Origin of the sequence: Streptomyces luteosporeus (assembly GCF_039532865.1) — a bacterium.
GTDB classification, from domain to species: domain Bacteria; phylum Actinomycetota; class Actinomycetes; order Streptomycetales; family Streptomycetaceae; genus Streptomyces; species Streptomyces luteosporeus.
Map to the genome: position 1 here is coordinate 22,512 of NZ_BAAASL010000030.1, position 23,506 is coordinate 46,017.

At 72.7% G+C, this 23,506-nt stretch carries 19 protein-coding genes and 2 pseudogenes; 6 read left to right on the plus strand and 15 right to left on the minus strand.

What is annotated here, in order from left to right:
- The first annotated feature begins 73 nt into the window (after nucleotides 1-73).
- The gene (locus ABD361_RS28605; RefSeq protein ID WP_344439585.1) at nucleotides 74-595 is read left to right on the plus strand and encodes an alpha/beta fold hydrolase; all 522 of its coding nucleotides are present in this window, start codon (nucleotides 74-76) and stop codon (nucleotides 593-595) included.
- Nucleotides 596-619: 24 nt separating this feature from the next.
- The gene (locus tag ABD361_RS28610; RefSeq protein ID WP_344439586.1) at nucleotides 620-799 is read left to right on the plus strand and encodes a hypothetical protein; all 180 of its coding nucleotides are present in this window, start codon (nucleotides 620-622) and stop codon (nucleotides 797-799) included.
- Nucleotides 800-855: 56 nt separating this feature from the next.
- Here the strand turns inward: ABD361_RS28610 and ABD361_RS28615 are convergent, their stop codons facing one another.
- From ABD361_RS28615 to shc, 9 genes are all read right to left on the minus strand, one after another.
- Complete coding sequence (locus ABD361_RS28615; protein WP_344439588.1) at nucleotides 856-1,476, minus strand: TetR/AcrR family transcriptional regulator; 621 nt, start codon at nucleotides 1,474-1,476, stop codon at nucleotides 856-858.
- 25 nt (nucleotides 1,477-1,501) lie between these two features.
- Nucleotides 1,502-2,623, minus strand: a complete 1,122-nt coding sequence (locus ABD361_RS28620) for a redoxin domain-containing protein (RefSeq protein WP_344439590.1) — start codon at nucleotides 2,621-2,623, stop codon at nucleotides 1,502-1,504.
- A gap of 25 nt (nucleotides 2,624-2,648) precedes the next feature.
- Entirely contained in the window at nucleotides 2,649-3,569 is a 921-nt protein-coding gene (locus tag ABD361_RS28625) for a menaquinone biosynthetic enzyme MqnA/MqnD family protein (RefSeq protein WP_344439592.1), read from the minus strand.
- Between the two features lie 6 nt (nucleotides 3,570-3,575).
- Nucleotides 3,576-4,832 (minus strand): FAD-dependent monooxygenase, encoded by a 1,257-nt coding sequence (locus ABD361_RS28630; protein WP_344439594.1) that lies wholly within the window; start codon nucleotides 4,830-4,832, stop codon nucleotides 3,576-3,578.
- Nucleotides 4,829-6,163, minus strand: coding sequence for a cytochrome P450 (locus ABD361_RS28635; protein ID WP_344439596.1), 1,335 nt, complete (start codon nucleotides 6,161-6,163; stop codon nucleotides 4,829-4,831). Before ABD361_RS28635 ends, ABD361_RS28630 begins: the two co-directional genes overlap by 4 nt.
- The gene (locus ABD361_RS28640; protein ID WP_344439597.1) at nucleotides 6,160-7,209 is read right to left on the minus strand and encodes a polyprenyl synthetase family protein; all 1,050 of its coding nucleotides are present in this window, start codon (nucleotides 7,207-7,209) and stop codon (nucleotides 6,160-6,162) included. The genes ABD361_RS28635 and ABD361_RS28640 overlap by 4 nt, the downstream gene beginning before the upstream one ends.
- Before the next feature lie 2 nt (nucleotides 7,210-7,211).
- Nucleotides 7,212-8,057, minus strand: coding sequence for a prenyltransferase (locus tag ABD361_RS28645; protein ID WP_344439599.1), 846 nt, complete (start codon nucleotides 8,055-8,057; stop codon nucleotides 7,212-7,214).
- Nucleotides 8,058-8,116: 59 nt separating this feature from the next.
- Nucleotides 8,117-8,857, minus strand: coding sequence for a methyltransferase domain-containing protein (locus tag ABD361_RS28650; protein ID WP_344439601.1), 741 nt, complete (start codon nucleotides 8,855-8,857; stop codon nucleotides 8,117-8,119).
- Between the two features lie 61 nt (nucleotides 8,858-8,918).
- On the minus strand, nucleotides 8,919-10,778 hold the full coding sequence (shc, locus tag ABD361_RS28655; protein WP_344439603.1) for a squalene--hopene cyclase: 1,860 nt from the start codon (nucleotides 10,776-10,778) through the stop codon (nucleotides 8,919-8,921).
- A gap of 152 nt (nucleotides 10,779-10,930) precedes the next feature.
- Between shc and ABD361_RS28660 the strand changes: the two genes are divergently transcribed.
- Nucleotides 10,931-12,058, plus strand: coding sequence for an FAD-dependent oxidoreductase (locus ABD361_RS28660; RefSeq protein WP_344439604.1), 1,128 nt, complete (start codon nucleotides 10,931-10,933; stop codon nucleotides 12,056-12,058).
- Nucleotides 12,059-12,173: 115 nt separating this feature from the next.
- Here ABD361_RS28660 and ABD361_RS28665 read toward each other — a convergent pair whose 3' ends face one another.
- Nucleotides 12,174-12,722, minus strand: a complete 549-nt coding sequence (locus tag ABD361_RS28665) for an allene oxide cyclase barrel-like domain-containing protein (protein WP_344439606.1) — start codon at nucleotides 12,720-12,722, stop codon at nucleotides 12,174-12,176.
- 361 nt (nucleotides 12,723-13,083) lie between these two features.
- On the opposite strand from ABD361_RS28665, the pseudogene ABD361_RS30770 reads away from it, so the two are divergent.
- From ABD361_RS30770 to ABD361_RS30780, 3 genes and pseudogenes are all read left to right on the plus strand, one after another.
- A pseudogene (locus tag ABD361_RS30770) lies at nucleotides 13,084-13,311 on the plus strand (helix-turn-helix domain-containing protein); the annotation flags it as partial.
- Between the two features lie 87 nt (nucleotides 13,312-13,398).
- A pseudogene (locus tag ABD361_RS30775) lies at nucleotides 13,399-14,637 on the plus strand (ATP-binding protein); the annotation flags it as partial.
- 336 nt (nucleotides 14,638-14,973) lie between these two features.
- Nucleotides 14,974-16,941, plus strand: a complete 1,968-nt coding sequence (locus tag ABD361_RS30780; RefSeq protein WP_425583353.1) for a WD40 repeat domain-containing protein — start codon at nucleotides 14,974-14,976, stop codon at nucleotides 16,939-16,941.
- 149 nt (nucleotides 16,942-17,090) lie between these two features.
- Here the strand turns inward: ABD361_RS30780 and ABD361_RS28675 are convergent, their stop codons facing one another.
- The 5 genes from ABD361_RS28675 to ABD361_RS28695 all read right to left on the minus strand — a co-directional run bounded on the left by ABD361_RS28675 (nucleotide 17,091) and on the right by ABD361_RS28695 (nucleotide 23,506).
- Nucleotides 17,091-18,542, minus strand: a complete 1,452-nt coding sequence (locus ABD361_RS28675) for an extracellular solute-binding protein (protein ID WP_344439610.1) — start codon at nucleotides 18,540-18,542, stop codon at nucleotides 17,091-17,093.
- Nucleotides 18,543-18,561: 19 nt separating this feature from the next.
- The gene (locus ABD361_RS28680; protein WP_344439612.1) at nucleotides 18,562-21,210 is read right to left on the minus strand and encodes a substrate-binding domain-containing protein; all 2,649 of its coding nucleotides are present in this window, start codon (nucleotides 21,208-21,210) and stop codon (nucleotides 18,562-18,564) included.
- Nucleotides 21,197-21,568 (minus strand): effector-associated constant component EACC1, encoded by a 372-nt coding sequence (locus ABD361_RS28685; protein WP_344439614.1) that lies wholly within the window; start codon nucleotides 21,566-21,568, stop codon nucleotides 21,197-21,199. Before ABD361_RS28685 ends, ABD361_RS28680 begins: the two co-directional genes overlap by 14 nt.
- A 96-nt stretch (nucleotides 21,569-21,664) precedes the next feature.
- A complete protein-coding gene (locus ABD361_RS28690) occupies nucleotides 21,665-22,549 on the minus strand; it encodes an aldo/keto reductase (RefSeq protein WP_344439616.1) in 885 nt (294 codons plus the stop codon).
- 15 nt (nucleotides 22,550-22,564) lie between these two features.
- Nucleotides 22,565-23,506, minus strand: a complete 942-nt coding sequence (locus ABD361_RS28695) for an NAD-dependent epimerase/dehydratase family protein (protein WP_344439646.1) — start codon at nucleotides 23,504-23,506, stop codon at nucleotides 22,565-22,567.

The following is a 23,506-nucleotide window of genomic DNA, read 5'->3' on the forward strand; positions in this document are numbered from 1 at the left end:
CTGACCGTACCCACCGTCGTACGGCCCGACCCGGGTGCACGCCTACGGCCCGCCGCCGGACAGCCCGCCACTGGTGCTGCTCCACGGCGGCGGGGCCACGGGCACAGCATGGTTCGCCAACGCCCCGGCGCTGGGTGCCCGGCACCGGGTGTACGCGGTCGACATCCTCGGCGACGTCGGCCGCAGCGAACGCGCGGGGCTGCCGCTGCGCACGCCGCGGGACCTCAGGGAGTGGCTGGATGCCGCGCTGGACGGGCTCGGGCTGCCGGCGGCCGCCCTGTGCGGGCACTCGTACGGGGGCTGGGTGGCCGCCGCGTACGCGCTGCACGCGCCCCAACGGGTGCAGCGCCTCGCACTGCTCGACCCGACCCAGGTGTTCGGCGGCTACCGGCCCGGCTATCTGCTGCGCGTGCTGCCGATGCTGCTGCGGCCCACCGAGCGGCGGGTCGGCGCGTTCCTCGACTGGGAGAGCGCGGGGACAGGCGTGGACGAGGACTTCAAGCGCCTGTACATGCTGGGCGCAACCCTGCAGGGGCGGGGCCGGCCGGCGGTGGGGCGAACACTCGACCCGGCGCCGCTCGCCATGCCGGAGTAGAGGCTGTTCGCCGGGCGCAGCCGGGTGCACGACGCCGAAGCGACGGCGGACCGGGCCCGCCGACTGCTGCCGCGGGCCCGCATTGAAGTACTGCCCGGGCTGGGCCACCACACGCTGCCCATCGCCGACGCTGCGACGGTGGACGCGATCATGCTGGAATTCCTCGGGGCACCGCCCGTCGGAATGTCCCGGACAGGGCTCTGACCTGGCCGGACAGCCCGTCGGATTCCTCATTGCCAGACACAGCCGGCAAGCCCCTGTCAGGGAAGGAATGCCGCTACCGCTGCCCGGGTCAGGGTTCGGAACCGTGCTTCGCCCAGCGTGCCGGGGAAGTGCCCGCCGCGTTCGAGGCTGATCACCCCGTGGGCTGCCGCCCAGAGGGTGTCGGTGATTTCGTCGGCGTCCGCATCGCTGCGGAAGGCACCGGAGTCGATGCAGCCACGGGCCGCTGCGCGCAGGACGTCCAGGCTGGCGGCGGCCTCGGCGCGGGAGGCCTCGTCGGGGACGAAGCCGGGGATGGCCTCGCCGTGCATGATGCTGTAGAAGTTGGGCTCCTCAAGGGCGTTGGCGCGATATGCGCGGCCGAGAGCGGCGAGGTACTCGGCCGGATCGTCGCTGCGTGGCACGGCGTCCAGCCGGCGGCGCAGCCGGGCGAAGCCTTCGCGGTAGAGCGCCGCTGCGATGCCGTCCTTGGCGCCGAAGAGGCGGTAGAGGACGGTGGTGGAGCAGCCGGCGACCGCTGCCATGCGGCGCATGCTGAGCGCGGCCGGGCCTTCTGCGGCCAGCAGCCCGGCGGCGATGTCGAGCACGGCGGCGCGCACGGCGGCTTCGCCCTGGGCCTGGGCCCGGGCGAAGGCGCTGGTCGGTGAGGTGGCGGGCATGAGGATGCTTTCTCCTGCAGGGGTGCTACTGCCGGTCCGGCAGCGGTCGGTAGATCGGTACGCCGGCTTCCTCGAGCGCGGTGCGCCGGGCGAAGTACTCGTCGCCCATCGGGTCGACGCCGAGCAGCGGCATGGCGCTGCGCCACGTCGTGATGTCCTCCGGTGCGAGCTCCGCTGCCCGTGCGAAATGCGCTTCGGCCGCCTCGGTGCGACCGTGGCGCAGCAGCCAGAGCGCCAGGGTGGCTTGTGTGCGGGCGCGCTGCTGTTCCGGCGTGCTGGGGCGGGTCAGTTCGGCGACCGTGTTCTGTCCGAGGCCGGGGTCGCCGGTGGTCACCCATCGCCGTAGTGCGCCGAGCGTCTTGTGCGCGTCCAGGCCGCTCATGGAGCGGAAGAGGTCGGTGGCGAACTGGGTGTCGTTCGGGCGGGCGATGCGGCTTTCCTCGTCGATCCAGACCACGGTCGGGACGTTGAGCAGCTGGTAGAGGTCCGCGACCTTGCCGTCGACATCGATCACCGCGTGGTGCGTCGGTGCGGCCTCGGCGATCCAGGGCGCCGCGTCCTCGATACGGCGGTCGACGGCGACGCTCAGCACGGAAAAGCCTTCGGCGGCCAGTGCGGCATGCTGGCGTTCCCACTCGGGGAGGTCGTAGCGGCAGCCGCACCATGAGGCCCAGAAGACCAGTGCCACCTTGCGCCCGCGCAGGTCACTGAGCCGGTGCTCGACGCCGTGGACGTCCGGCAGCGTGAAGTCGGGGGCTGTGCCGCCGGTCAGCGCCGCCGACCGCTGCGCGGCCGATGCGCCGAGCACCACGACCCCCGCGTCCGGCTCGATCGCCACCGGCCGGCCCAGGAGGGCGGCGAAGGCGGTGATGTCCAGCGTTGCGGCGTCGGCGTCCTCGATGGCGGCGGTGGCAGCTGCGGGGATGCACAGGTCGCCCCGGCACCAGCCTTGTGGCTTGCGCGTGAAGCCCAGCGCGCGCTCGACGTCCGGGAAGGCGAGCCGGATGGAAAGGTCCGTGCCGTGGTCGGCGAAGGCGAGCTCGGCCTGGACCCGGGTCTCGACGTGGTCGTCCACGACGACCAGCCCGACCGTGCTGCGGGCGATGCTGCGGACCGTGTTCGTGGGCCCGATCGCAGTGCTGTGCATGGCTCCCCCTCGTTGAATAACGCTGTTATTCAACAATAACGTTGTTATTTCGCCGTGGCAACCACCCAGGCGACCCCGGCGCGGTGTCCGCGCGTTCCAGCAGGTCCAGGGGGGCGTCGGCGGGGAACCCCGCGTCGGGGCCGCCGGCGAGGCGGGTGAACTGCGCGATGCCGAGGAGTTGCCGCGGGCCCAGGCCGTAGTCGAGCGCCCGGGTGAAGTAGTGGCGCAAGGTTGCGGCATCGAACGGCTCCCAGCGGGCCGCCCGCCCGCACAGCCGGTCCACCTCGCGCAGCCCGAGGTCCCGGGCTGCCAGCAGCTGCGCGTGGACCTCGCGCACGGTCGCCGGATCCCGCTCCACGAGCTCACGGCGGGCGGCGAAGAGCGCGAAGACGAAGGGCAGCCCGGTCCACTCCCGCCAGAGCCGGCCCAGATCGTGCACCTCCACGCCGGCGGGCGCAGGGCGCAGCAGGGCGGCCCGCAGCGCCGGGTCCCCGATCAGTACGGCAGCATCCGCACCGGAAAGCATCACCCGCAAGTCCGGTGGCCGGACACGGTAGCGGGGCTCCACGCCGATCCGCTTGCGGAGCAGCAGCCGGGCCAGGCGCACCGAGGTGCGGCTGGTCGAGCAGAGCGAGACCGTCCGGCCGTCCAGCTCGGCCAGCGGCACCCTGCTGACGATCAGGCAGGACATCACCGGCCCGTCGCTGCCGATGGCGATGTCCGGCAGGGCGACCAGCCGGTCGGTGTTGCCCAGGTAGTCCGCCAGGCTGACCGGGCCGATGTCCAGTTCGCCAGACAGCAAGGCGGCACCGAGCCGGGCGGGGTGGCCGGTGGTCAGGTCGAGGTCCAGCAGGCTGCCCGTCCTGGCCAGCCCCCACAGCAGGGGCAGGCAGTTGAGGAACGCGATATGACCCACCCTGGGGCGCCGACGGCAAGGGGCGGTCATCGGCCCTCAGCCGGTCCGGTCGGCGGCTTCGCGGGCAACCGTCCACGAGGTGTGGGAGTTCACCTGGGACACGGTGGCCTGGGCCAGTTCCTTGTAGCCGTGCGCGATGGCTTCGGCCTGGCCGGCAGGCAGCGGGCCACCGTGCTCCGCGGCCCGGGCGATGATCTCCTCCGGCCCCAGGTCCCGGTTGCCCAGCACGATGGCGTTGACCGTCGGTCGGCGCAGCTCGTCGTAGTGGCGCAGAGCGGCCACCGGATCCCGCTCCCGGGCCAGGCACCAGGCCAGCACCCGGGCATCGACGACGGACTGCGACCCGCCGTTCATCCCCATCGGGAACATGGGGTGCGCGGCATCGCCCAGCAGGGTGACCCGGCCGAAGCTCCAGCGTGGCAGCGGATCGCGGTCGAGCATCGGGTACTCGTAGATTGCCGAGGAGTTCCCGACCAGGGTGGGCAGGTCGATCCAGGGCAGGCTCCATCCCGCCAGTCCGGCGCGGGCCTCCGCCGCCAAGATGCGGCGGTTCGAGCGGTCCAGCGGTGCGGCGGGCGGGGCGTGCCGTACCTCCAGCACCCAGTTCATCAGGGCGTCGCCGCCCTCGGTCGCGGGGTCCTCGATGGGGTAGGCGACGAACTTGGCGCCGGGGCTGCCTCCGGCCACGACGAGCGTGCGGCCGCCGAGGATGTGCGGGTACGGCGCGACGCCGCGCCACATGTGCACGCCGTTCCAGTGGGAGGGCCCTTCCTGCGGGTGGAGTTGGGCGCGGACGGCGGAGTCGATGCCGTCGGATCCGACCAGCAGGTCGCACTCCTCGGTCACCCCGGTGCCGCTCGCCCGGTCCAGGAAGTGGGCCCGGACGCCGTCCGCGGTCTGCTCGAAGCGCTGGAACCGCAGGCCGGTGCGGACGGCGTCCGGTCCCAGGCGCTCGCGCGCGGCGGCGAGCAGCAGCAGGTGCAGGCGGCCGCGGTGGACCGAGTACTGCGGCCAGTGGTAGCCGGCGTCGACGCCGAGCGGCTCCTGCCACACGGGCGAGCCGTCCCGGTCGTGGTAGCTCAGCCGTCGCGGTTGCAGGGCGACGGCATCCAGTTGCCCGGCCAGGCCGAGTTCGGTGAGTTCCCGGACGGCGTGCGGCAGCAGGTTGATCCCCACACCGACCGCCTCGATGGCCCGCGCCGCCTCGCACACCCGTGGCTCGAAACCGGCGGCGTGCAGGCTCAGGGCAGTGGCCAGCCCGGCGATGCCACCGCCCACGATGGTGATCCTCATCCGTGCGAGCCTGCCTTTCGTCGGCGCACCACGACGGGGACTCCCCGGCGGGGGCGCATGGCCATGATGCTGACCGGGGTCACGGGGGCGGCCGGTGTCAGGTCGGTCCGCCGGAGCAGCTCCACGAGGATCGTCTTGAGTTCGGCGGTCGCGAACGGCGCGCCGATGCAGCGGTGGCGGCCGCCCCCGAAGGGCAGGAAGCCGGCCGGGGTCACCTCCCGGTGCAGCCGGTGGCCGCTCAGCCACCGCTCGGGGACGAACCGGGAGGGCTCGGTCCAGACCCGGGACATCCGGTGCGTGACGTACGGGCTGATCGCCAGCCGGGTGCCGGCGGGCAGCCGCCGCCCGGCGAATTCGACGTCCTGGGCCGTCACCCGCGGCAGGACGACCACGGGCGGGTGCAGGCGCAGCGCCTCCTGCACCACGCCGTCCAGGTAGTGGAGTTTCTCCAGCGCCTCCACGGTCACCGGCGCATCGCCCAGCAGCTCCGTGACGGACTCCCGGGCCTGCTCCCAGGTCCCGGGGGTGCTCAGGGCGGCGTGCACCACCCAGGCCATGGCGGCACTCGTCGTCTCGTAGCCGGCCACGATCAGGCTGATCACCTGATCCTGGATCTCGCCGTCGTCGAGTGGGCAGCGCTCACCGTGTGCGGCCGCGAGCAGCGCGCCGAGGCCGTCACCGTCCGGTTCGAGGTGGCGGCGCCGGTGCTCGATCTCGGCCTGGATGCGCCCGGCGACCCAGCGGCGGGCCCGTTTGGCCCGGGCGGTGAGCGGATTGGGACAGCGGGTGAGGAAGAGCTGCAGGCCGAGGGGCAGGTCCGTGGCGTCGAGGGCGATCTGCAGCCGGGCGCCGATGGCGTCGTTCTGCGCGGCCAGCCGGGAGCCGTAGAGCGACTCGACGGTGTTGCGGCGGATCAGCGCGCGCAGTTCGCGGTAGAGGTCGATGCGCCGGCCGGTCTCCCAACGGTTCACGGTCGCGGCGGTGTTGCGGGCCATGAGGCGCACGTAGTCCTCGATGCGGCGGCGGTGGAAGGCGGGCAGCACCAGGTGGCGGCGCCTGCGGTGGCCCTCGCCGTCGCTCACCAGCAGGGCGCTCTCGCCGAGCACCGGCAGCATCACCTCGAAGGAGTCGCGCCAGGAGAACAGCTGGGGGTTGGCGAAGACGAAGGAGTTGGCCTCCGGCCCGAAGAGGAAGGTCGAGCGCTGACGCCCGTATCCGACCTCCACCACGTCGCCGTGGACGCGCTGGGCGCGCAGCATCCCGGTGAACGGATCGGCGGCGAACCGTAACACCTCGGCGGGCGCGAGCCTGGGCACCTGCGCGGTGGTCATCGCGCCACCTTGGCGGATCGAGCGGTCGGGGGCGGGGTGCCGAGCAGCTGCGCCACCTCGGGCAGGAGACCGGCCAGCATCCGGCGCAGCGCCGTCACGCGGTCCGGGCGGGGCAGGTCGGCGGCCTCCAGGCGCGCGAAGGCGGTCCGCAGCCGGCCGTCCGCCGTCTCGGCGGCGCGTTCCAGGGCGCCGCAGTCGCGCAGGACGGCGAGCACCTCGGCGACCGTGCCGTCCCGGGCAGGAACGGACAGCAGTGGACGCAGCCGGTCGCCGGCCGCCTCCAGGCCGAAGAGGACGGGCAGGGTGTAGATGCCGTTGCCGAGGTCCCGGCCTGCGCCCTGGCCCGGTGCGGTGAGGTCGCCGAGGTCGTTCCAGATCTGGAAGGCCACTCCGAGGTGGTGGCCGAAGGCGGCCAGGGCCCGTCGGCGGCGTTCGTCGGCGCCCGCCGCGGTGGCGCCCAGCAGTGCGCTGAAGGAGAGGAGTTCGGCGGTCTTTCCGGAGACGGCGGCGAAGTAGCCGGGGACGGTGCGGTCCTGGTCGCCGTTCTCGCGGAGCTCGACGAGCTGCCCGACGCAGATCCGCCGGGCGCAGCGTGCCGCGGCGCCGGCCGCCTCCCGGCCCAGTGCGGCGGCGAGTTTGAAGGCGGAGGCGAGCAGGTAGTCGCCGAGCACCAGGGCGGCGCTGTCGCCGTAGCGGGCGTTGACGGTGGGTACGCCGCGGCGGACGCGGGCCCGGTCGCACAGGTCGTCGTGGCAGAGGGTGGCCAGGTGGAGCAGTTCGACCGCCGCGCCCGCCGTGATCACGTGCTCACTGGCGGGGGTGTCGCCGCCGACCAGGTCGGCGGCGCCGAGCACCAGGGCGGGACGCAGGAACTTCCCCGGGTGGCGGACCAGGTGCTGCAGCGCCTCCTCGATCGGCGGGTCGTCCAGCGTCAGCTCCTTGACGACGCGGTCGCGGACGCGCGAGAGGTCGCCGGTGAGCCGGGGGAGGTCCGGGCCCGGCAGGGCCGGACCCGGTAGGGCGGGACCGGTTCCAGCAGGAGGCATCGTTAGATCCACGCTCCCGTCGCGAAGAGGACGAAGTCGGCGATCATCAGGTAGTACAGCCAGGCCCAGGAGATCATCGTCGGGCCGATCCGGGACCGGGCGACCGAGGCGACCAGCACGGCGGCCCAGGGCAGCGTGAGCAGCGGCAGCAGCACGCCCGCGGCGTGCAGGTGCCGGGCCAGTGCGGCGTCGACCAGGTAGAAGCCGGCCAGGCAGCCGCCGTACAGCAGCTTCGTCACCGTCGGGCTGACCACGTGCGGCAGGGTCGTCTTGCCGACTGCGGCGTCCTTGTGCGTGTCACGGGCGTTGTTGTGGAGCATCAGCGCGGCGAACAGGAAGGCCGGGCCCAGGGCTGCGAGCAGCAAGGTGGCGTCGACGCGGCCGGCGTTCAGCCAGGCAAGGATCAAGGTGACGCCGAAGCCGGTCACCACGAAGTCCAGCAGCTCGCCCAGCGCCCGGTGGCCCAGCGGCCGCGGGCCGCCCGCGTAGCCGAAGTAGGCGAGGTAGCAGAGCGCGATCAGGGGCAGCAGCCACCAGGTGGTGGTGGCGGCGAGCACGGCGAGACCGGCCCAGGCGACGGCGAAGCAGCCGAGTCCGGCCCGGTACAGCCGGCGCATGTCCAGGCCCTGCGCGAGGGCGCTGTCGGGGCGGACGCGGTCCGTCCTGTCGAGGCCGCGCACGTAGTCCTCGTAGTCGTTCACGTAGCGCCGGCCGACGCAGTCCGGTACGAGGACGAGCAGGGTCAGCGCCACCCGCCAGGGCTCCAGCGGATGAACCTGGCGGGCGGCGGCCACTGCGTACAGCCCCTGCAGCACGATGACCAGGACCAGCGGCGGTCCGGCGGCCATCAGCCAGGCCCGCGGTCCCGGTCGGGAGCGGCCGGATGCCGCCGTCGCGGACCCCGCCGTCACCGCGCGCTTCCCGGGGACGGCAGGCGCTTGGTGCCGATGGCCTGGAACATCACGTTGGTGGAGCGGGTGGGGAACATCGGGACGGTCGAGCGGAGCTTGAAGAACCAAGGGATGAGGGCGCGGGCTTGCGGCCAGAGCCCGTACAAGCGCAGCTCGACGCCGCCGAGCGCGGCGGTCTGGGCCAGGCGCAGGCGGTTGACGAAGAGCCGGTGGTCGTGACAGCCCTTGGGGGCCATCCCGGGCAGCGGGAGGTTCTCGGTCAGCGTGACGATGAGGATCCTGGCCAGGAAGGTGTCGGCGATGGTGTCGAGCAGCAGGGTGCCGCCCGGGCGCAGGATCCGGCAGCACTCGGTCACCACGGCGTACGGGTCCGGGACGTGTTCCAGGCACTGGCCGGCGACCACGACGTCCACGCTGTTGTCCTCGAACGGCAGTTTGGCGACGTCGGCCAGGACCGTCTCGTCGACCCCGTGGGCGGCAGCCACCTCCAGCGAGCGCGCGGACTGGTCCACGCCGATGTGCCGGTATCCCTTGCCGGCCAGGTGCGGGTGGAGCAGACCGCCGCCGCAGGCGACGTCGACCAGCCGGGCACCGGGCCGGTCGGCCGGCGGGATGAGCTCGCCGCGCTTCGCCGCGATCCAGCCGAGCGCGGCGAAGGGGCCGCGCGGATCCCACCACTGGTCGGCGAGGTCGTCGTACTGGGTCAGGTCGTTGGCCTTGACTCTGGGCTTCCTCACAGGACTCCGTTCCTGGTTCTCGCCGGTGGCACGGGGTCGGCGCCGGTGGCCCGGGGCAGCGTCAGTGCTGGTAGCGGCCGAGCGCCATGACGGGGAAGAGGTGGCGGTACAGGGGGTAGCTCATGTAGAACTGCCGCGGCAGGACGGTGCCGGTGAACGGCTCCTCGTCCCAGCCGCCGTCCTCCCGCTGGGCCTCGACCAGCCAGGCCAGCCCCCGGTCGACCCGTTCGTCGTCGGCCGGCAGACCGGCCGCGTGCAGGGCGAGCAGCGCCCAGGAGGTCTGGCTGGGGGTGGACGGCCCGCGGCCGCACCAGGCCGCGTCCTCGTACGAGCGCAGGCTCTCGCCCCAGCCGCCGTCGCGGTTCTGGTGGTCGGTCAGCCAGCCGACCGCGCGCCGCACCGGTGGGCTGTGCGGGGATACGCCGGCGCTCAGCATCGCGGTGACCGCTGCCCCCGTGCCGTACAGGTGGTTGGCGCCCCACCGGCCGAACCAGGAGCCGTCCGCGCCCTGGTGGCGCACCAGCCACCGCACGGCGGCCCGGACCCTGGGATCGGCCGCCAGGCCCTGGCGGGCCAGGCTCTCCAGGGCGTGCCCGGTGATGTCCGGGCACGGCCGGTCGGTCAGTTCGGTGAAGTCGAGGGTGCTGAGACGGGAGGCGATCCACGAGGTGTTGTCCGCATCGTAGGCGGCCCAGCCGCCGTCCGAGGACTGCATGGCCAGCAGCCAGGACGTGCCGCGGGCGGTGGCGCCGCGCAGCCGGGCGGCCTCGGCCGGGTCGGGCGCCGTCACCCTGGAGAGCGCCTCGATGACCACCGCGGTGTCGTCGCAGTCGGGGAAGGCCTGTTCGACGAAGCCGACCGACCAGCCGCCGGCGGCCCGCCCCGGCCTGGCCACGGCCCAGTCGCCGTGCGAGGTGACCTCCTGGCCGGCGAGCCAGCGGGCGGCCCGCAGCAGGGCGGGGTGGTCGCCGCCGAGGCCGGCGCCGGCGAGCGCGGTCACGCACAGGGCGGTGTCCCAGACCGGTGTGGGCATGCAGTTCATCCGGCGCACGGGGCCGTCGGCGCTCTCCTGCCAGACGGCGAAGCCGTCCAGCCCGCGCAGTCCGGCGCGTATCGCGGGGTCCTCGGCGCTCAGGCCCGCGGCGTGCAGGCCGAGCAGGCAGAACACCGAGGCCACGTTGCAGGCCAGCCAGGCGCCGTCCGCCTCCTGGCGGTCGGTGATCCACCGGACGGCGCGCTCGACCGCCCGGCGGCGCGGCAGGCCGAGCGCGTGTTCGTTGTACCAGCCGAGCGCGCGGTCCACCGCCCGAAGGGCCCGCGGCAGTGCGGTCGGGGCGGGGCGGCCGGTGCGCAGCTCCTCCGTGCGGAAGCCCGGGTCGTGGCAGGGCCGGGACCGGTGGACCAGGCCGAGCGGCACCATGGTCAGCCGGGCCCAGGTGGACAGCCGGTAGAGCGAGAGCGGGGCGCGCGGCGGCAGCAGCACCGCCTCGGTGAGGACGGTGGGCACGGCCCGCCAGTCCTCCTGGCCGAACAGGGCCAGCCACAGGTGTGCTTCCAGCCGGCAGCGTTCGGCGCCGCCCTGGGCACGGACGAAGCGGGCCGCGGCCGCCATGTGCGCTTCCTCGGGGCCGTCGCCGGCCAGCCGCAGCGCGAGGTAGGCCTCCACGGTGGTGGACAGGTCGCCGGGGCCTCCGGGGTACAGGCCCCATCCGGCGTCAGGGAGTTGCTGGGAGCGGATCCAGCGGGCGGTGGCCGCGAGGATGCGCTCGTCGCGCACGCCCAGCAGCTCGCGGATGAAGAGGTCGACCGCGTCGACCATCACGTTCCCGTCGGGGCAGCGGGACCACCAGCCCTCCGGTTCCTGGATCGAGAGCAGGTGGTCCACTCCGCGGGAGACGGCCACCTTCAGATCAGTGCGCACGATAGTAACCCTCAGTATCTGGACTACAGGCCAGGAGCGGGTGGTACGTGACACTCAGGAGCTCGCGTTCGTACTATAAGAGCACTGGTGCCGCACTGCTCCCACCCGTCGGCGTCTTCACAACTGGGGGGTCGTCTTCCATGCGGTTACTGGTGATTGGGGCAGGAATCGGCGGTCTGGCGCTCGCCCGAGGACTGCTCGCGGCAGGACACCGGGTGACCGTGCTGGAGCAGGCGCCGAGCCCTCGCACCACCGGGTCGGCGATCACTGTGTGGAGCGGAGGAGTCGGCATCCTGCGCGCGCTCGGGGTCCGCACCGACGGACTGGGCGCCCGGATCGACCAGTTGGAGACCCGGACCGACGACGGGGAACACCTCTACTCCATCGACGTCGGGCATGCGGCCCGCCGGCTGGGCCACCCCAGCATCACCGCGCCGCGCCGCGAGCTGCTCGCCCGCCTCGCCGAGGGCCTGCCGGAGGGCACCATCGCGTACGGTCGCCGCTTCGTGCGGGCCAAGGAGGGCGGCTGCGGCGTGCAGGCCGTCTTCGCGGACGGCGGCACGGCCGAGGGCGACCTGTTGATCGGAGCCGACGGTCACCATTCCGCGGTGCGGCGGCAGTTGTGGGGCCAGGACCCGGCCGTGCCGGCCGGCTGGGCGACCTGGCAGGGCCTCGCGGATCACCGTCACCGGATCACCGGTCCGCACCACGGGCTCATGATCAACGGCCGGGCCGGCTTCTGCGGACTCCTGCCCGCCGGGCCGGACACCCTGCAGTGGTGGTTCAGCTTCCCGTGGCGTCCCGGCGCGCCCGACGTGCCCGCCCTGCCCCTGCTGCGCGAGCGCTTCGCCCGCTGGGCGGCGCCGGTGCCGGCCGTACTGGAGGGCCTGCGGGAGGCGGAGATCGAGACGTTCCCGCACCACACCCACCGCATCCGCCGGGTCTGGGGCACCGAGCGCTCGACCCTGCTCGGCGACGCGGCCCACACGATGCCGCCCATCGTCGCCCAGGGCGCCAACCAGACACTGGAGGACGCCTGGGTGCTCGCCCGCCTCCTCGCCCACCGGCCGGGAAACCTCACCGCGGCGCTTCGCCGCTACGAACACCTCCGCTCCCGGCGGGTCTCCCCGATCGCCCGGCTGGCCGCCACCGAGTACACCTACCGCTACCACCCGCCGCGCTACGACCGCCTGGTGCCCAGTCCCCTGGTGACGCGGGCGTACGCGCGCTGGCTGTACGCCACCAGCGATTATCTGCGCGGCCGCCGGCGCTGGTGGTAGCCACCGGCCCGGCCCCTTCGACGTCGGGCGGGCCGGGCCTGCCCACCGTTACGGCGTGCTCGGACCAGCGCTCGTTCGATGGGAGTGGCCAACGCCGCAGGGCTCCGGTCTGCTGTCAGTGCAGGATTTCGGCCCGCAGCCTTTCGTCGGGCGTTGCGATGTCCCAGTACCGAGCAGAGCCCCGCGCGTCGCGGTAGACGCCTGTTCCCCCGGTGATGGCCATGTCGAGGGTTTTCGCTCCGCTGACCCCGAGCGACTGCATCGTCAGGGAGCCGCCCTCGAGTTCTATCGTGAGCAGGCACTGCTTGGTGAGTTTTTCGCCATCGACATGAACAACCTGGCACGATCCGCCGCCGCGTCCGACGGTGCGGCCGTCCCTGACGATGCCGCCGGAGTAGACGTCCATATCCCCCAGGCTCGGCCCTGCCGGGCCGAGATCGGTAGCCGCGTACTGATCGTTGCGGATCTTGAGGTCGAGGACCTCGACGGGGTTCTTCTTCGGGGTATCGGCGTCCGCGCCGTCCACGGTGCACACGCCGACCGCCGCGGCGGCCAGCGATACGGCGACGAATCTCGTGAGCGCCGCTCGCGTGATGCGCATTCCCCGCAGTTTCCCCCGCCCCCTCGGATGCACGGCAGCGGATTCCGGAGTGCTGCTGGTCATGATGGTTCCTCCCCACTGTGATCTCCCTGTGCGAACACCTTGACGCTATGACCGCCGGGTCGTCCTGTCTAAGATCAATATCGTCATGGCGTCATGTTCCGAGAGGCATGACGGAAACCGAACCCCCTCCGGATAACCATGAGAAACACCCCTCGGATTGTGGGTCGATCCTCATTCCCTCAGCCGTCGGTAATGGGGGAATCCGGCGGTTTGGCGGCGAGGCAGCGGTGCGGGAATTCCGGTCTGCCGCCCGCATGACGGTCAATCCGCTGATGAGATGATCCCTACTGATTGTCAGCACGCGTGCGCGCATGGACACATGCACGACCGTCCAGGTCATCAGGAAAGGCCATGAGAAGTGATGGATGGGGCAACGCCCTGCAACGGAGCCGATGAGGGTCCGGCTACCGCTCCGGACGCGCCCGGTGAGCAGTTGCGGCGGATGCGGCGGGAGCGGGGGGTGTCGCTGCTGCAGTTGTCGCGGCTCGCCTTCTACAGCAAGAGCTACCTGAGCCGGGTCGAGAACGGTGACAAGCCGCTGACCTTGGGGCTGGCCCGGGCCTGCGACCAGGCGCTCGGGACGGACGGGGCGCTGGAGGAGCTTGCGCGGGCGGCGAACGCCGGGGCGTGCCGCGGGGGGCGGTCCGCGGGCCCTGAGGTCTGTCCCTATCCGGGGCTGTCGTCCTTCGGTCCTGAGGACGCGCGGTGGTTCTTCGGGCGCGAGGAGGCCGTGGCCGAGCTCGTCGCGCGGCTGGCCGAGCGGCTCGCCGGCCGTGGTCGGGGCCCGCTGACGGTCGTGGCGCCCTCCGGCGCCGGCAAGTCCTCGCTGCTGCGGGCAGGGCTGCTCCCCGCACTTGCCCGGGGGGCGCTGCCCGTGGCGGGCTCGCAGGCCTGGCCGGCGGTGGTCGTCAGTCCCGGTGAGCGTCCCCTGGAGACGCTGCTGGTTCACCTGGCGGCCGTGTGCGGTGTCGCCCGGCAGGAGCTGGCTGATGCATGGAGTGCGGGGCCGGAGACGTTCGTCAAGCAAGTGTGCGCGGGGCTCGGCCCCTCCGGCGAACGTTCCTCTTCGGACATGACCGGTCTGGTGGTGGTTGTCGATCAGTTCGAGGAGGCCTTCGCCCTCTGCCGGGACGGCGAGGAGAGGGCTGCCTTCATCACCGCCTTGCTCGCGCTTTCCCACCCGAGCGGGAGCGACGACCGGCCGTGCGCCTTGGTGGTCCTCGGTGTACGGGCCGACTTCTACCATCACTGCCTCGCCGATCCCGGCCTGGCCCCGTCCCTGCAGCGGGGGCATGTGGCCCTGGCGCCGATGGACGAGGGGAAGCTGCGCGAGGTCATCACCGGCCCGGCGCGGCGGTCGGGGCTGGCCGTGGAGGCCGGGCTGGTGGAGATCCTGCTGCGCGACGCGGGGCTCGGGCCCGGCTCCCCCGGCCGGGGCGGCGGGCTGCGGCCCGGTGCGCTGCCTCTGCTGTCGCACGCCCTGCTGTGCACGTGGCAGCACCGTGACGGGGCATCCCTGACGGTGGCCGGGTACCAGCTGACGGGAGGCATATCCGGTGCGGTGGCGTCCACAGCCGAGCGCGCCTACCAGTCCCTGACCCCTCCTCGGCAAGAAGCCGCCCGTCGCGTCCTGCTGCAGCTGGTCAACGTCGGGGAAGGGGAGCAGGAGACCGGCCGTCCCGCACGGCGGGCGGACCTGCTGCAGGGGGCCGGCGGCGGGTGCGAGGACGCCGCCGCCGTCCTGGAGGTGTTCACCCGGGCCCGGTTGCTGACCCACCACGCCGACCGCGTGGAGCTCGCGCACGAAGTGCTGTTGTCCGCATGGCCCCGGCTGCGCCGGTGGGTCGACGACGATCGTGCGGGGCTCCACATCCACCAGCGTCTGGCGGAGACGGCCGTCGTGTGGGAGGCGGAGGGCCGGGACAGCGGGCTGCTGTACCGCGGTGGCCGCCTCGCCGCCGCGCGGGAGTGGGCCTCCGCTCCGGGACGCGTCGTCCTCGGCTCGGCGGCCAGGGCGTTCCTCGACGCCAGCATCCGCCACGACGACGCGAAGGTACGGGCGAGGAAGCGTCGTGTGAGGCGGCTGAGGACGCTGACCTCGGTCCTCACCGTGCTCCTCGTCCTGGCTTCGACCGCCGGGGCGCTGGCCTTCACGCAGTGGCGGACGTCCCAGGGCAATCACCGGCTCGCCCTGTCGCGCGAGTTCGCCGCCCGGGCGGACCTGCTGGCCCGGGAGTCCCCCGAGGCCGCGATGCTCTCCGCGCTCACGGCCTACCGGCACGCGCCCACCGTGGAGGCCCGCGGCAGCCTGCTGAGCACCTACGCCCGGCATCACGCCGACGACTTCAACGGCCACTTCGCCACCGTCAACACCGTGGCCTACTCCCCCGACGGGCGCATCGTGGCCACCGGGAGCGACGACCACACGGTCAAGCTCTGGGATGCCGGTTCGGGGGCGGTGCTGGCGATCCTCCGGGGACACACCCACAGCGTCAACGCGCTTGCGTTCTCGCCCGACGGGCGGACCCTCGCCTCCGTCAGCCATGACCGCAGCACCAAGGTGTGGGACGTCACGACGCACCGGGTGCTCGCCACGCTCACCGGGCACGAGGGTGGCATTCTCGGTGTGGCCTTCAGCCCCGACGGGCGCACGCTGGCCACTGCCGGGCACGACCGGACGGTCCGGTTGTGGGACACGGCGACGTACCGGCAGACGGCCGTGCTGACCGGGCACACGCAGCAGGTGATGGGCGTCGCCTTCTCCCCCGACAACCGGACGCTGGCCGCCGCGGGCAACGACCACACGATCAAGCTGTGGGACACCACCACGTCGAAGGAGTCCGCGACCCTCGAAGGGCACACCGACTCGGTGATGTCCGCGGCCTTCTCCCCCGACGGCCGGACGCTGGCCAGCGCGGGCGCCGACGGCACCGCGCGCCTGTGGGACGTCGCGTCCCGCCGGCCTCTTGCTGTGCTCACCGGCCACACCGGAGTGGTGGCCCAGGTCGCCTTCCTTCCCGGCGGGCGGGGGCTGGCCACTGCGGGCCACGACCGCACCATCCGTTTGTGGGATGCAGCCCGTCACGAGACGACCGCCACGCTCACCAGCGAATTGCCCGTCAACGGGGTGCAGGTCAGCCCCGACGGTCGTCACCTCGCGACCGTCTCGCTGGAGGAGCCCGGCCCCGGCGGTTCGGCAGGGGCCTCGGTGGAAGCGCCCCGGGCCGGTATCTGGGAGATGGCGTCGGGCAGGATGACCACGCCGCTCGGCACGCGGGGCGTGCCCCGTCAGGTGGCCTTCTCCCCCGACGGGAAGGTGCTGGCCGTCGGTGACGCCAAGGGGGTGGTGAGCCTGTGGGACGTCCGCAGCCGCCGGTTGCTCGCCACCCTGGCCGGGCCGTCGGAGGCCGTCACCGGGCTGGCCTTCGCCCCCGGCGGCCGGTTGCTGGCCGGCGCCGGCGCGGACGGGGCCGTACACCTGTGGGACACCGCCACGCGGCGTACGGAGGCGGTCCTCTCCGGTCATGTCCGGACCGTTCTCGCGCTCGCCTTCAGCCCCGACGGCCGCTTCCTCGCCACGGCGGGCGCGGACCGTACGACACGGCTGTGGGATGTGGCGTCGCGGCACTCGGAGGTCGTCGCCAGCGGTGACACCGATGAAACGTTCACTCTGGCGTTCAGCCCCGACGGCCGCACCCTGGCCAAGGGCAACGCCAACGGCTCGGTACGGCTCCTGGACGTGGCCTCCCGCCGCCTCGTCGCACTCTTCCCCGGGCAGTCGGCCACCACATGGTCCCTGGCCTTCAGCCCGGACGGCCGTCTCCTCGCCACAGCGGGATCGGAGGGCACCATCCGCTTGTGGGACACCGTCACACGGCACCGGATCCGGACGCTGACGGGCCACACCGGAGTCGTCAAGGCCCTGGCGTTTTCCCCCGACGGCCGCACCCTGGCCAGCGGCAGCGCCGACCGCACGGTTCGCCTGTGGGACGCCGGGGATCACCGCACCGTCGCCACCTTGACGGGTCACGACGACACCGTGGTCTCCCTCGCCTTCGGCCCCGACGGCCGGACGCTGGCCACGGCGAGCCTCGACCGGACCAGCCGCCTGTGGGAACTCGCCCCGGACGACGTCGCGGGCCGCGTCTGTGCCCTGAGCACCGCCCACGAGTGGCACGACCTGCTGCCCGACCTGCCTCCCGGGGCGCCCTGTCCCTGACATGCGGCGGCGGCCGGTCCGGTTCTCCGCCTCGGACCGGCCGCAGGGACCTGGCCCACCTCGCAGTGCGCAGCGGGAGTTGTTGTTGCGGGGGTGGGCGGGCGCGGTTCCTTTGTAGGGGGGCGCCCACTGGTGACCTTGGTCGTTGCTCAGTTGCTCGGCAGGACCTTGCGGAGTTCCTTGTCCAGTTCTCCTGCCACCGCCTCGTCGGGCATCGACCGTGCCTGCGCCGCCGTGTGGAGGCGGCTGAGTTCGGTGGTGAAGGCGTGGGTGAAGGCGCCGTAGAAGGGGGTGCGGGGGCGGAGGGTGGCGGTCTGGAGGGCGGGCAGGAGGGTGTCGTGGGCGTACAGGGGGCGGTGGGAGGGGTCGCGGGGCATGTCGGTGGCGTTGCCTTCGGACTGGGCGGGGGCGCTCGGGGCGGCGCGGTCGCCGTCGCAGGAGACGGCCGGGTCGGTGTAGGCGGAGGTGCGGGTGGCGGCGAAGCCGGCGTCGAGCAGGCAGCGTTCGCTGGTCCTGTCGGTGAGGAATCTGACGAGTTCCTTGGCCTTGGTGATGCGTTCCTGTGTCATTCCGGGGTTGGCGGCTATGGCCAGGTTCTGGCCGCCGAGGACGGCTCCGGGCAGGGGCGCGACGCCGAGTTTGCCGTTGCCGAGTGCGGTGTGCAGGGTTCGGTAGGCGTAGGGCCAGTGGCGCAGGAAGGCGGTTCTGCCTTCGGCGAAGTCCTTGAGGGTGCCGGCCTCGTCCGAGTCGAATGCCGAGTCGAGGGTGTGGGCGCTGTCGGTGCGGCGGCGGAATTCGGCTATGCCTTTGGTGAGGTCGTCGGGGGCGGCGGTGTAGTCGCCGTCGTCGTCGGTCAGGTGGACGCCGGCCGAGGCGAATGCCTCGGTGCCGTTGACCGTGAGGCCCTCGTAGGGGCTGAGCTGGCTCGTCCAGGCGCTGCGGTAGTTCTTCGATTTCTCGGTCTTGTCGGCGCGGGCCCAGGCGTCGACGCCGTCCATGAGGGAGGCGACGTCGTTCCACGTCGTGTCCTTCTTCGTGAGGGCGGTGAGCTTGCCCTCCTCGATTCCGGCGCCGTCGATCAGGTAGTCGCGGCGGTAGTACAGCAGGCCGACGTCGCTGTTGTAGGGCACGGAGTAGACCTTGCCCTTCCAGCGGGCCGTGGCGGCGGCCTTGTCGATCACGTCGCCGTCGTCGACGAATTCCGGCGGTAGTTCCCGGACGAGGCCGGCGGCGGCGAATTCGGCGACCCAGGTGACGTCGAGGTTGACGATGTCGTAGCCGGCGCTGCCGGACTGCAGTGCCGCCAGGAGCTGGCTTCGTTGCAGGTCGGCGGAGCCGGGCAGGATGACGGCCTGGGCGCGGTAGGGGGAGTGCTGTTTCTCCTGCAGGGTGTTCCATGCGTCGACCAGGTGTTTGCGGATGCCGTTCTTGCCGGTGACGTCCACGCCGGTGGCGATGACGAGCTGGGTGCCGGTGAGCGGCCGTACCGAGGGCGGTCCCGCCTGTTCGGCGGTGCCTTCGCCACCGGTGCAGGCCGTCGTCGCGCCCAGGAGGAGCACGGCGGCGTGCACCCACCACCGGATCGTCTTCCCGTGCCTCATGGTCCTTCCCCCGTCGTGCTTACTGGCGGCCCTGTGCCACTTGGGCGATCTCGGCGTCGAGCCCCTTCGCGAGGTCGCCCCGGCCATCAAGACACGTCCCTCCGCTCGCTTCGGCCACGCGCAGGTCCAGGCGGTCCTTGAGGCAGCCGCCGGAGTCGAACGACACCATCGTCACGGGCACTTTCCGGTTGCGTACGAAGGACAGGAGGTCGTTCTGCTGGGACGCGTTCAGGCGGTCGTTGTCCTCGTCGTCGGTGAGCAGGACGACGAGTTGGGGGTGGCCGTCGTCCTCGTCGCCGCGGGGCATCCTGTCCAGTGCCGCGCGCAGGGCGCCGCCTATGTCCGCTTCCAGGTTCATCTGCGGTGTGGCCGCGTCGATTTTCCTTCCGGCGTCGGCGGCCTTGTCCTGCTCGCTCTTGTCGGCCGTCCTGGACCAGGATCCGTGCGTGCCGAAGGGCAGGAGTTCGCGGTAGGGGGGATCCGAGGCGGCCGAGGCGACGGACCACACGCCGAAGGTGTCGTCGGGGCCGAAGCGGCTCAGCGACTGTTTGAGGATCTCGCGGGCGCCGTTGGGGCCGTCCCACCACCGGCTCATGGATCCCGAGCTGTCCAGGAGGAAGGAGACCCGGCTCGCGGCGGTGGCCTGCCGGTGCTTTTCGAGGGTGTCGCTCGCCTCGTCGGCGGTGAGGGCACGCGGCAGGGGCCCGGGGCCGGCCGGCGGCCCGGCCGGCGGGGACGGCAGGGGTGATTGCGGCGTGCTGCGCAACGCCTCGCCCTGGAAGGTCTTCCGGCCGTCGTCCGAGGTGAGCCAGTCGTGGAATCGCCGGACCGCCGCCTCCCGGTCGCTCTCGTCCCGGCGGGCGCCGTTCCAGCGGACGTGGACGAACACCGGGTCGAGCGCGGGCACGTCGTCGGGGTATTCCGCCACCCGGGTCACCCCGGTCTCTCCCACGCAACTGCGGTACTGGGCGAGGGTGGGTTCGGCCACCAGGGCCGCGGTGCGCCGGTCGGCGGCGCGTTCCTCGGCGGAGTTGCCCCGGGCCAGTGCGCACACGAGGTCCCGTCCCGTCGGTGCGGGCCGCCCCTGGCGGCGCTGTCCCCTTTCGACGGTGCGCGGTGCGTCGGTGCGGTAGAGGCCGAGGGCCGCGGCCAGTCCGGCGTCGGTGAGCGCGGGGTCCGGCCGCCGCACCTCGGCCTGCTGGTTCCTTGCTTTCATGGCCGTCATCAGCTCGGCGAGTGTGCGGCCGGTGCGTGCGCCCGCGTTCTCGGCGAGTTGTTCGGGCAGGAGGAGCACCATGGGTGCGTAGGCGAGCGGTTTGTTGTCCGGATCCAGGGTGAGCACCGACGACTGGTTTCCCGCCTCGTCCTGGGCGCGCCGCGCGCCGGCCGAGGATGCGGGTATCCACACGTCCGGTTGCGGGCCCACGGTGCCGACGGGGTTGAATCCGGCGCGGCCGACGTGGGCCCACTCGCCGTACTGGGTGCGGAAGGCCTCGACGGTCTCGGCGGCGCCCGCGCTGTAGACCGTGACGCCGGTGCGGCGGCAGTGGTGTTCGTCCGTGTTGGCCTGGGAGGCGACGAAGCCGTCCGCCGCTTTGCGGGTGGCCGGCAGCAGGTCGGGGTCGGTCAGGACGCGCAGTTCGAGGGGCGGGTGGTTCGCGCAGGAGGCGGCGGGGCCCTCGCCCTTCGGGTCGCCGGTGAGCAGCCACCAGAGGGTGGTGGCGAGAGCGGCGGTCACGGCGGTCACCAGCGCGGCGAGGATCAGGCGGCGCCGCCGGGGCGGGGGGACGGTGGGGATGCCCGTTTCCCGTACCGTACGGGCTCCGGTGGCGGCTTCTGCCGCGGCTCCGGTTTTCGCTCCCTGCGGGCTTGTGCCGCCTTCGCCCGGTTCGGGTGGGCGGGCGAGGATCTCGACGGTTGCCGTGTCCTTGTGGCAGGCCTGGGGGCTCCAGCGCTTCCTGCCCACCGTCTGCCTGTCCCCCAGGCGGGCCGCGAGCCCTTCCTGCAGGGCGCCGAGGCCGACCGGTCCGCCTGAACCGCCGACGCCCCTGGTCAGGAACCGTACGAGTTCCGCCGTGTACGGCGTGGGGGTGGCGGGGTCGCCGGCGTCGATGCGCTGGTTCTTCTGGACCGCCAGCAGCAGCGCGATGCGCTCCTGGTCCTGCTCGTCGAGTTCCTCCCAGGCGCCGGCCGCGTTGCCGGCGTAGCAGCAGTCGAGGATCACCACGGTGCGGCGGGGGCGCCGGACGCCGGAGCAGAGGCGGTTGAGCACGTCGTCCCAGCGGACCCAGCCGGGAAAGCTGGGACCGCCGTGTTCGACCTTTGCGTCGCGCAGGCCGAGCAGCAGCCGGCCGTGGCTGTTGGTGCGGGTGTCGACGATGCCGTGCCCGGCGAAGTAGACCAGCAGCAGTCCGTCGGTGTGGTCCCGTGCGTGGCCGAGGCGGCTTTCGAACTTCTCCAGGCCCGGCGATTCGAGCGACTCGATCGCGTCCTCGTCGAAGACTCCGCCGGCGTGCAGCGCTTGGCGCAGCTGGTCGAGATTGTGCCGGACGGCCGCTATGTCACCGAGGTCGTCCGCGACTTCCAGCGGTCTTCCGCTGGAGTACTGCGTCACTCCGACGAGCAGGGCGCGGTTGCGCTGCCGCTCGTGCGGCTCAGGACCCGCCATCGTGCTGATCCCGCTCGTCGTCCAGCTCTGCCCGGAACTGCGGCGGATCCTGGTCGCCGAGGGCCCGGCGGCTCGTACGCCATTCCTTGATGGAGTCCGCCACCCGGCTGACGAGCGTTGCGGCGACCGCCGAACCGCTCCAGTCGATCACGTGGAGCACGATGTCCAGCAGCGGCCCCATGGGCGCGCCGGTCTCGGCGCGCCGTGGTGCACGTTTGACCTGTACCTGGTCCTTGAGCTCCGGCTCTCCCTTGAGCCAGGCCTCCAGCGACGTGACGTCTCTTTCCTGCACGTGGTCCCCGGGTGCGGAAATACGTACGATGCGCCGTAATTCGCCCTCACGCTCGCCCTGCGCCATAAGTGGACATGGTGGCACGGAGCCTGTCGGTCGAGGAGAGGTGTGAAGGCATGTTCTTCCGGGCCGGGATGCCGGTGCTGCGGTGCCCGGACCGGTTCAGCCCGGCAGTGCTGCTTCGAGGTGCGTCAGCTCCGCTGCGCTCAGCTCGATCCGCGTGGCCCGGGCGGAGTCCTGGATGGAGGCGGGGCGGCTGGCTCCCGGCACCGGGATCACCGCCGGGGAGCGGGCCAGCAGCCAGGCGAGGGCGATCTGCTGGGGGCTGACGCCGTGCTCGGCGGCGACGCGGTGGAAGGCGGTGCCTGCCGAGGTCGCGGCGGCGGGGCCGTCGAGGGAGCTGCGGGTGATGCCGCCGAGCGGGCTCCAGGGCAGGAAGGCCAGGCCCAGTTCGGTGCTCAGCCGCAGCTCGGGCTCGCTGTCGCGGACTGCCGGCGAGTACTGGTTCTGCACGCTGACGAGTCCGTCGCCGAGGATCGCGTGCGCCTGGTGGATGTGGGTGGTGGTGACGTTGGAGATGCCGGCGGCGCGGATCGTGCCGGCGTCGAGGAGCTCGCGCAGGGCGCCGACGGAGTCGGCCCAGGGGACGGCCGGGTCGGGCTTGTGGAGCTGGTACAGGCCGATGGCCTCGACGCCCAGGCGCCGGGCGGAGGCCTCGGCGGCGCGTTTGAGGTGCTCGGGGCGGCCGGTGACGGTCCAGGTGCCGTCGCCGGGGCGGCCGCGGCCACCCTTGGTGGCCACCAGGACGCCGGAGGTGTCGCCGCCGTAGCAGGCCAGGGCGCGGGCGATGAGGAGCTCGTTGTGCCCTTCCTCGCCGGCGTGCCAGTGGTAGCTGTCGGCGGTGTCGATGAGGGTGATGCCGGCGTCGAGGGCGGCGTGGAGGGTGGCGATGGCGCGCTGTTCGTCCGGGCGGTGCTCGATGGACAGGGGCATGGCGCCCAGTCCGACGGCGCTGACGCGGGTGTGTCCGATGCTGCGGTGGCGCATGGTGGTTCGTGTTCCTCAGAGGGTGGGGACGGCGGATGCGGTGAGGGTCTCGGCGACGGCGCCGGGCAGCCAGTCGGTGGTGCGGGAGAAGGCGAAGCCCAGGTGCTTGGCGCGGGCGTTGCTCATGGCGTAGTGGCGGTCGAAGGAGAACGGTGAGGCGCTCTCGCCGTCGGCCACCGTCCGGTACAGGGGCCGGCGTCCGGTCTGTGCGGCGACGGCGGCGCTCAGATCGCGTACGTCGAGCAGGCCGTCGGAGCAGGCGTTGAGGGGGCCGGTGAAATCGGTGGCGGTGGCCGCCCACAGCAGCAGGTCCGCCAGCTCCTCGTAGTGGATGAACACCGTGGGCCGTGCCCGGGCGTGCACGGTGATCTCCTGGCCCCGGGCGATGCGCTCGACGTAGTGCGCGAGCCGGCCGGTGAACTCCTGGGCGCCGCCGCCGAGCACGTGGGCGCTGCGTACGGAGGCGAACGCGAAGCCGGGGGTCCGGGCCAGGACGGCCTCCGCCTGGCGTTTGCCTTCGGCGTAGTGCGCCTCCAGGTACGCCTCGTCGTGCCAGGGCAGGTCGGTCGACGCCCGCCAGGCGGCCGCATCCACGCTCTCCTCCGGCACCAGGGTGTCCACCGGCAGGGGCGCGAGGGCGGCGGTCGCCGGGTCGTAGACCTCGATCGTGGAGGTCATCACGTAGCGCCGGGTGCGGCCGCCGAAGGCGCGGGCGGCGATGGCGGCCTGTACGGGGGTGTAGCAGACCTGGTCGACGACGACGTCGAAGGTGCGGGTGCCCAGGGCGGCCTTCAGGGCGGGCTCGTCGTTGCGGTCGACGACGAGGTGCTCGACGCCGGCGGGTGGCCGGGTGGAGCCGCGGTTGACGACCGTGACCTGGTGGCCGGCGGCCTGGAGGCGCTGGACGAGGAGCTTGCCGAAGTAGCGGCTTCCGCCGATGACGCAGATCTTTTGCAT

Coding starts and splice junctions, on each gene's coding strand:
- ABD361_RS28615 (WP_344439588.1), bottom strand. CDS start 1,476: ATGCCCGCCACCTCACCGACCAGCGCCTTCGCCCGGGCCCAGGCCCAG.
- ABD361_RS28620 (WP_344439590.1), bottom strand. CDS start 2,623: ATGCACAGCACTGCGATCGGGCCCACGAACACGGTCCGCAGCATCGCC.
- ABD361_RS28625 (WP_344439592.1), bottom strand. CDS start 3,569: ATGACCGCCCCTTGCCGTCGGCGCCCCAGGGTGGGTCATATCGCGTTC.
- ABD361_RS28630 (WP_344439594.1), bottom strand. CDS start 4,832: ATGAGGATCACCATCGTGGGCGGTGGCATCGCCGGGCTGGCCACTGCC.
- ABD361_RS28635 (WP_344439596.1), bottom strand. CDS start 6,163: ATGACCACCGCGCAGGTGCCCAGGCTCGCGCCCGCCGAGGTGTTACGG.
- ABD361_RS28640 (WP_344439597.1), bottom strand. CDS start 7,209: ATGCCTCCTGCTGGAACCGGTCCCGCCCTACCGGGTCCGGCCCTGCCG.
- ABD361_RS28645 (WP_344439599.1), bottom strand. CDS start 8,057: ATGGCCGCCGGACCGCCGCTGGTCCTGGTCATCGTGCTGCAGGGGCTG.
- ABD361_RS28665 (WP_344439606.1), bottom strand. CDS start 12,722: ATGACCAGCAGCACTCCGGAATCCGCTGCCGTGCATCCGAGGGGGCGG.
- ABD361_RS30780 (WP_425583353.1), top strand. CDS start 14,974: ATGCTCTCCGCGCTCACGGCCTACCGGCACGCGCCCACCGTGGAGGCC.
- ABD361_RS28675 (WP_344439610.1), bottom strand. CDS start 18,542: ATGAGGCACGGGAAGACGATCCGGTGGTGGGTGCACGCCGCCGTGCTC.
- ABD361_RS28680 (WP_344439612.1), bottom strand. CDS start 21,210: ATGGCGGGTCCTGAGCCGCACGAGCGGCAGCGCAACCGCGCCCTGCTC.
- ABD361_RS28685 (WP_344439614.1), bottom strand. CDS start 21,568: ATGGCGCAGGGCGAGCGTGAGGGCGAATTACGGCGCATCGTACGTATT.
- ABD361_RS28690 (WP_344439616.1), bottom strand. CDS start 22,549: ATGCGCCACCGCAGCATCGGACACACCCGCGTCAGCGCCGTCGGACTG.
- ABD361_RS28695 (WP_344439646.1), bottom strand. CDS start 23,506: ATGCAAAAGATCTGCGTCATCGGCGGAAGCCGCTACTTCGGCAAGCTC.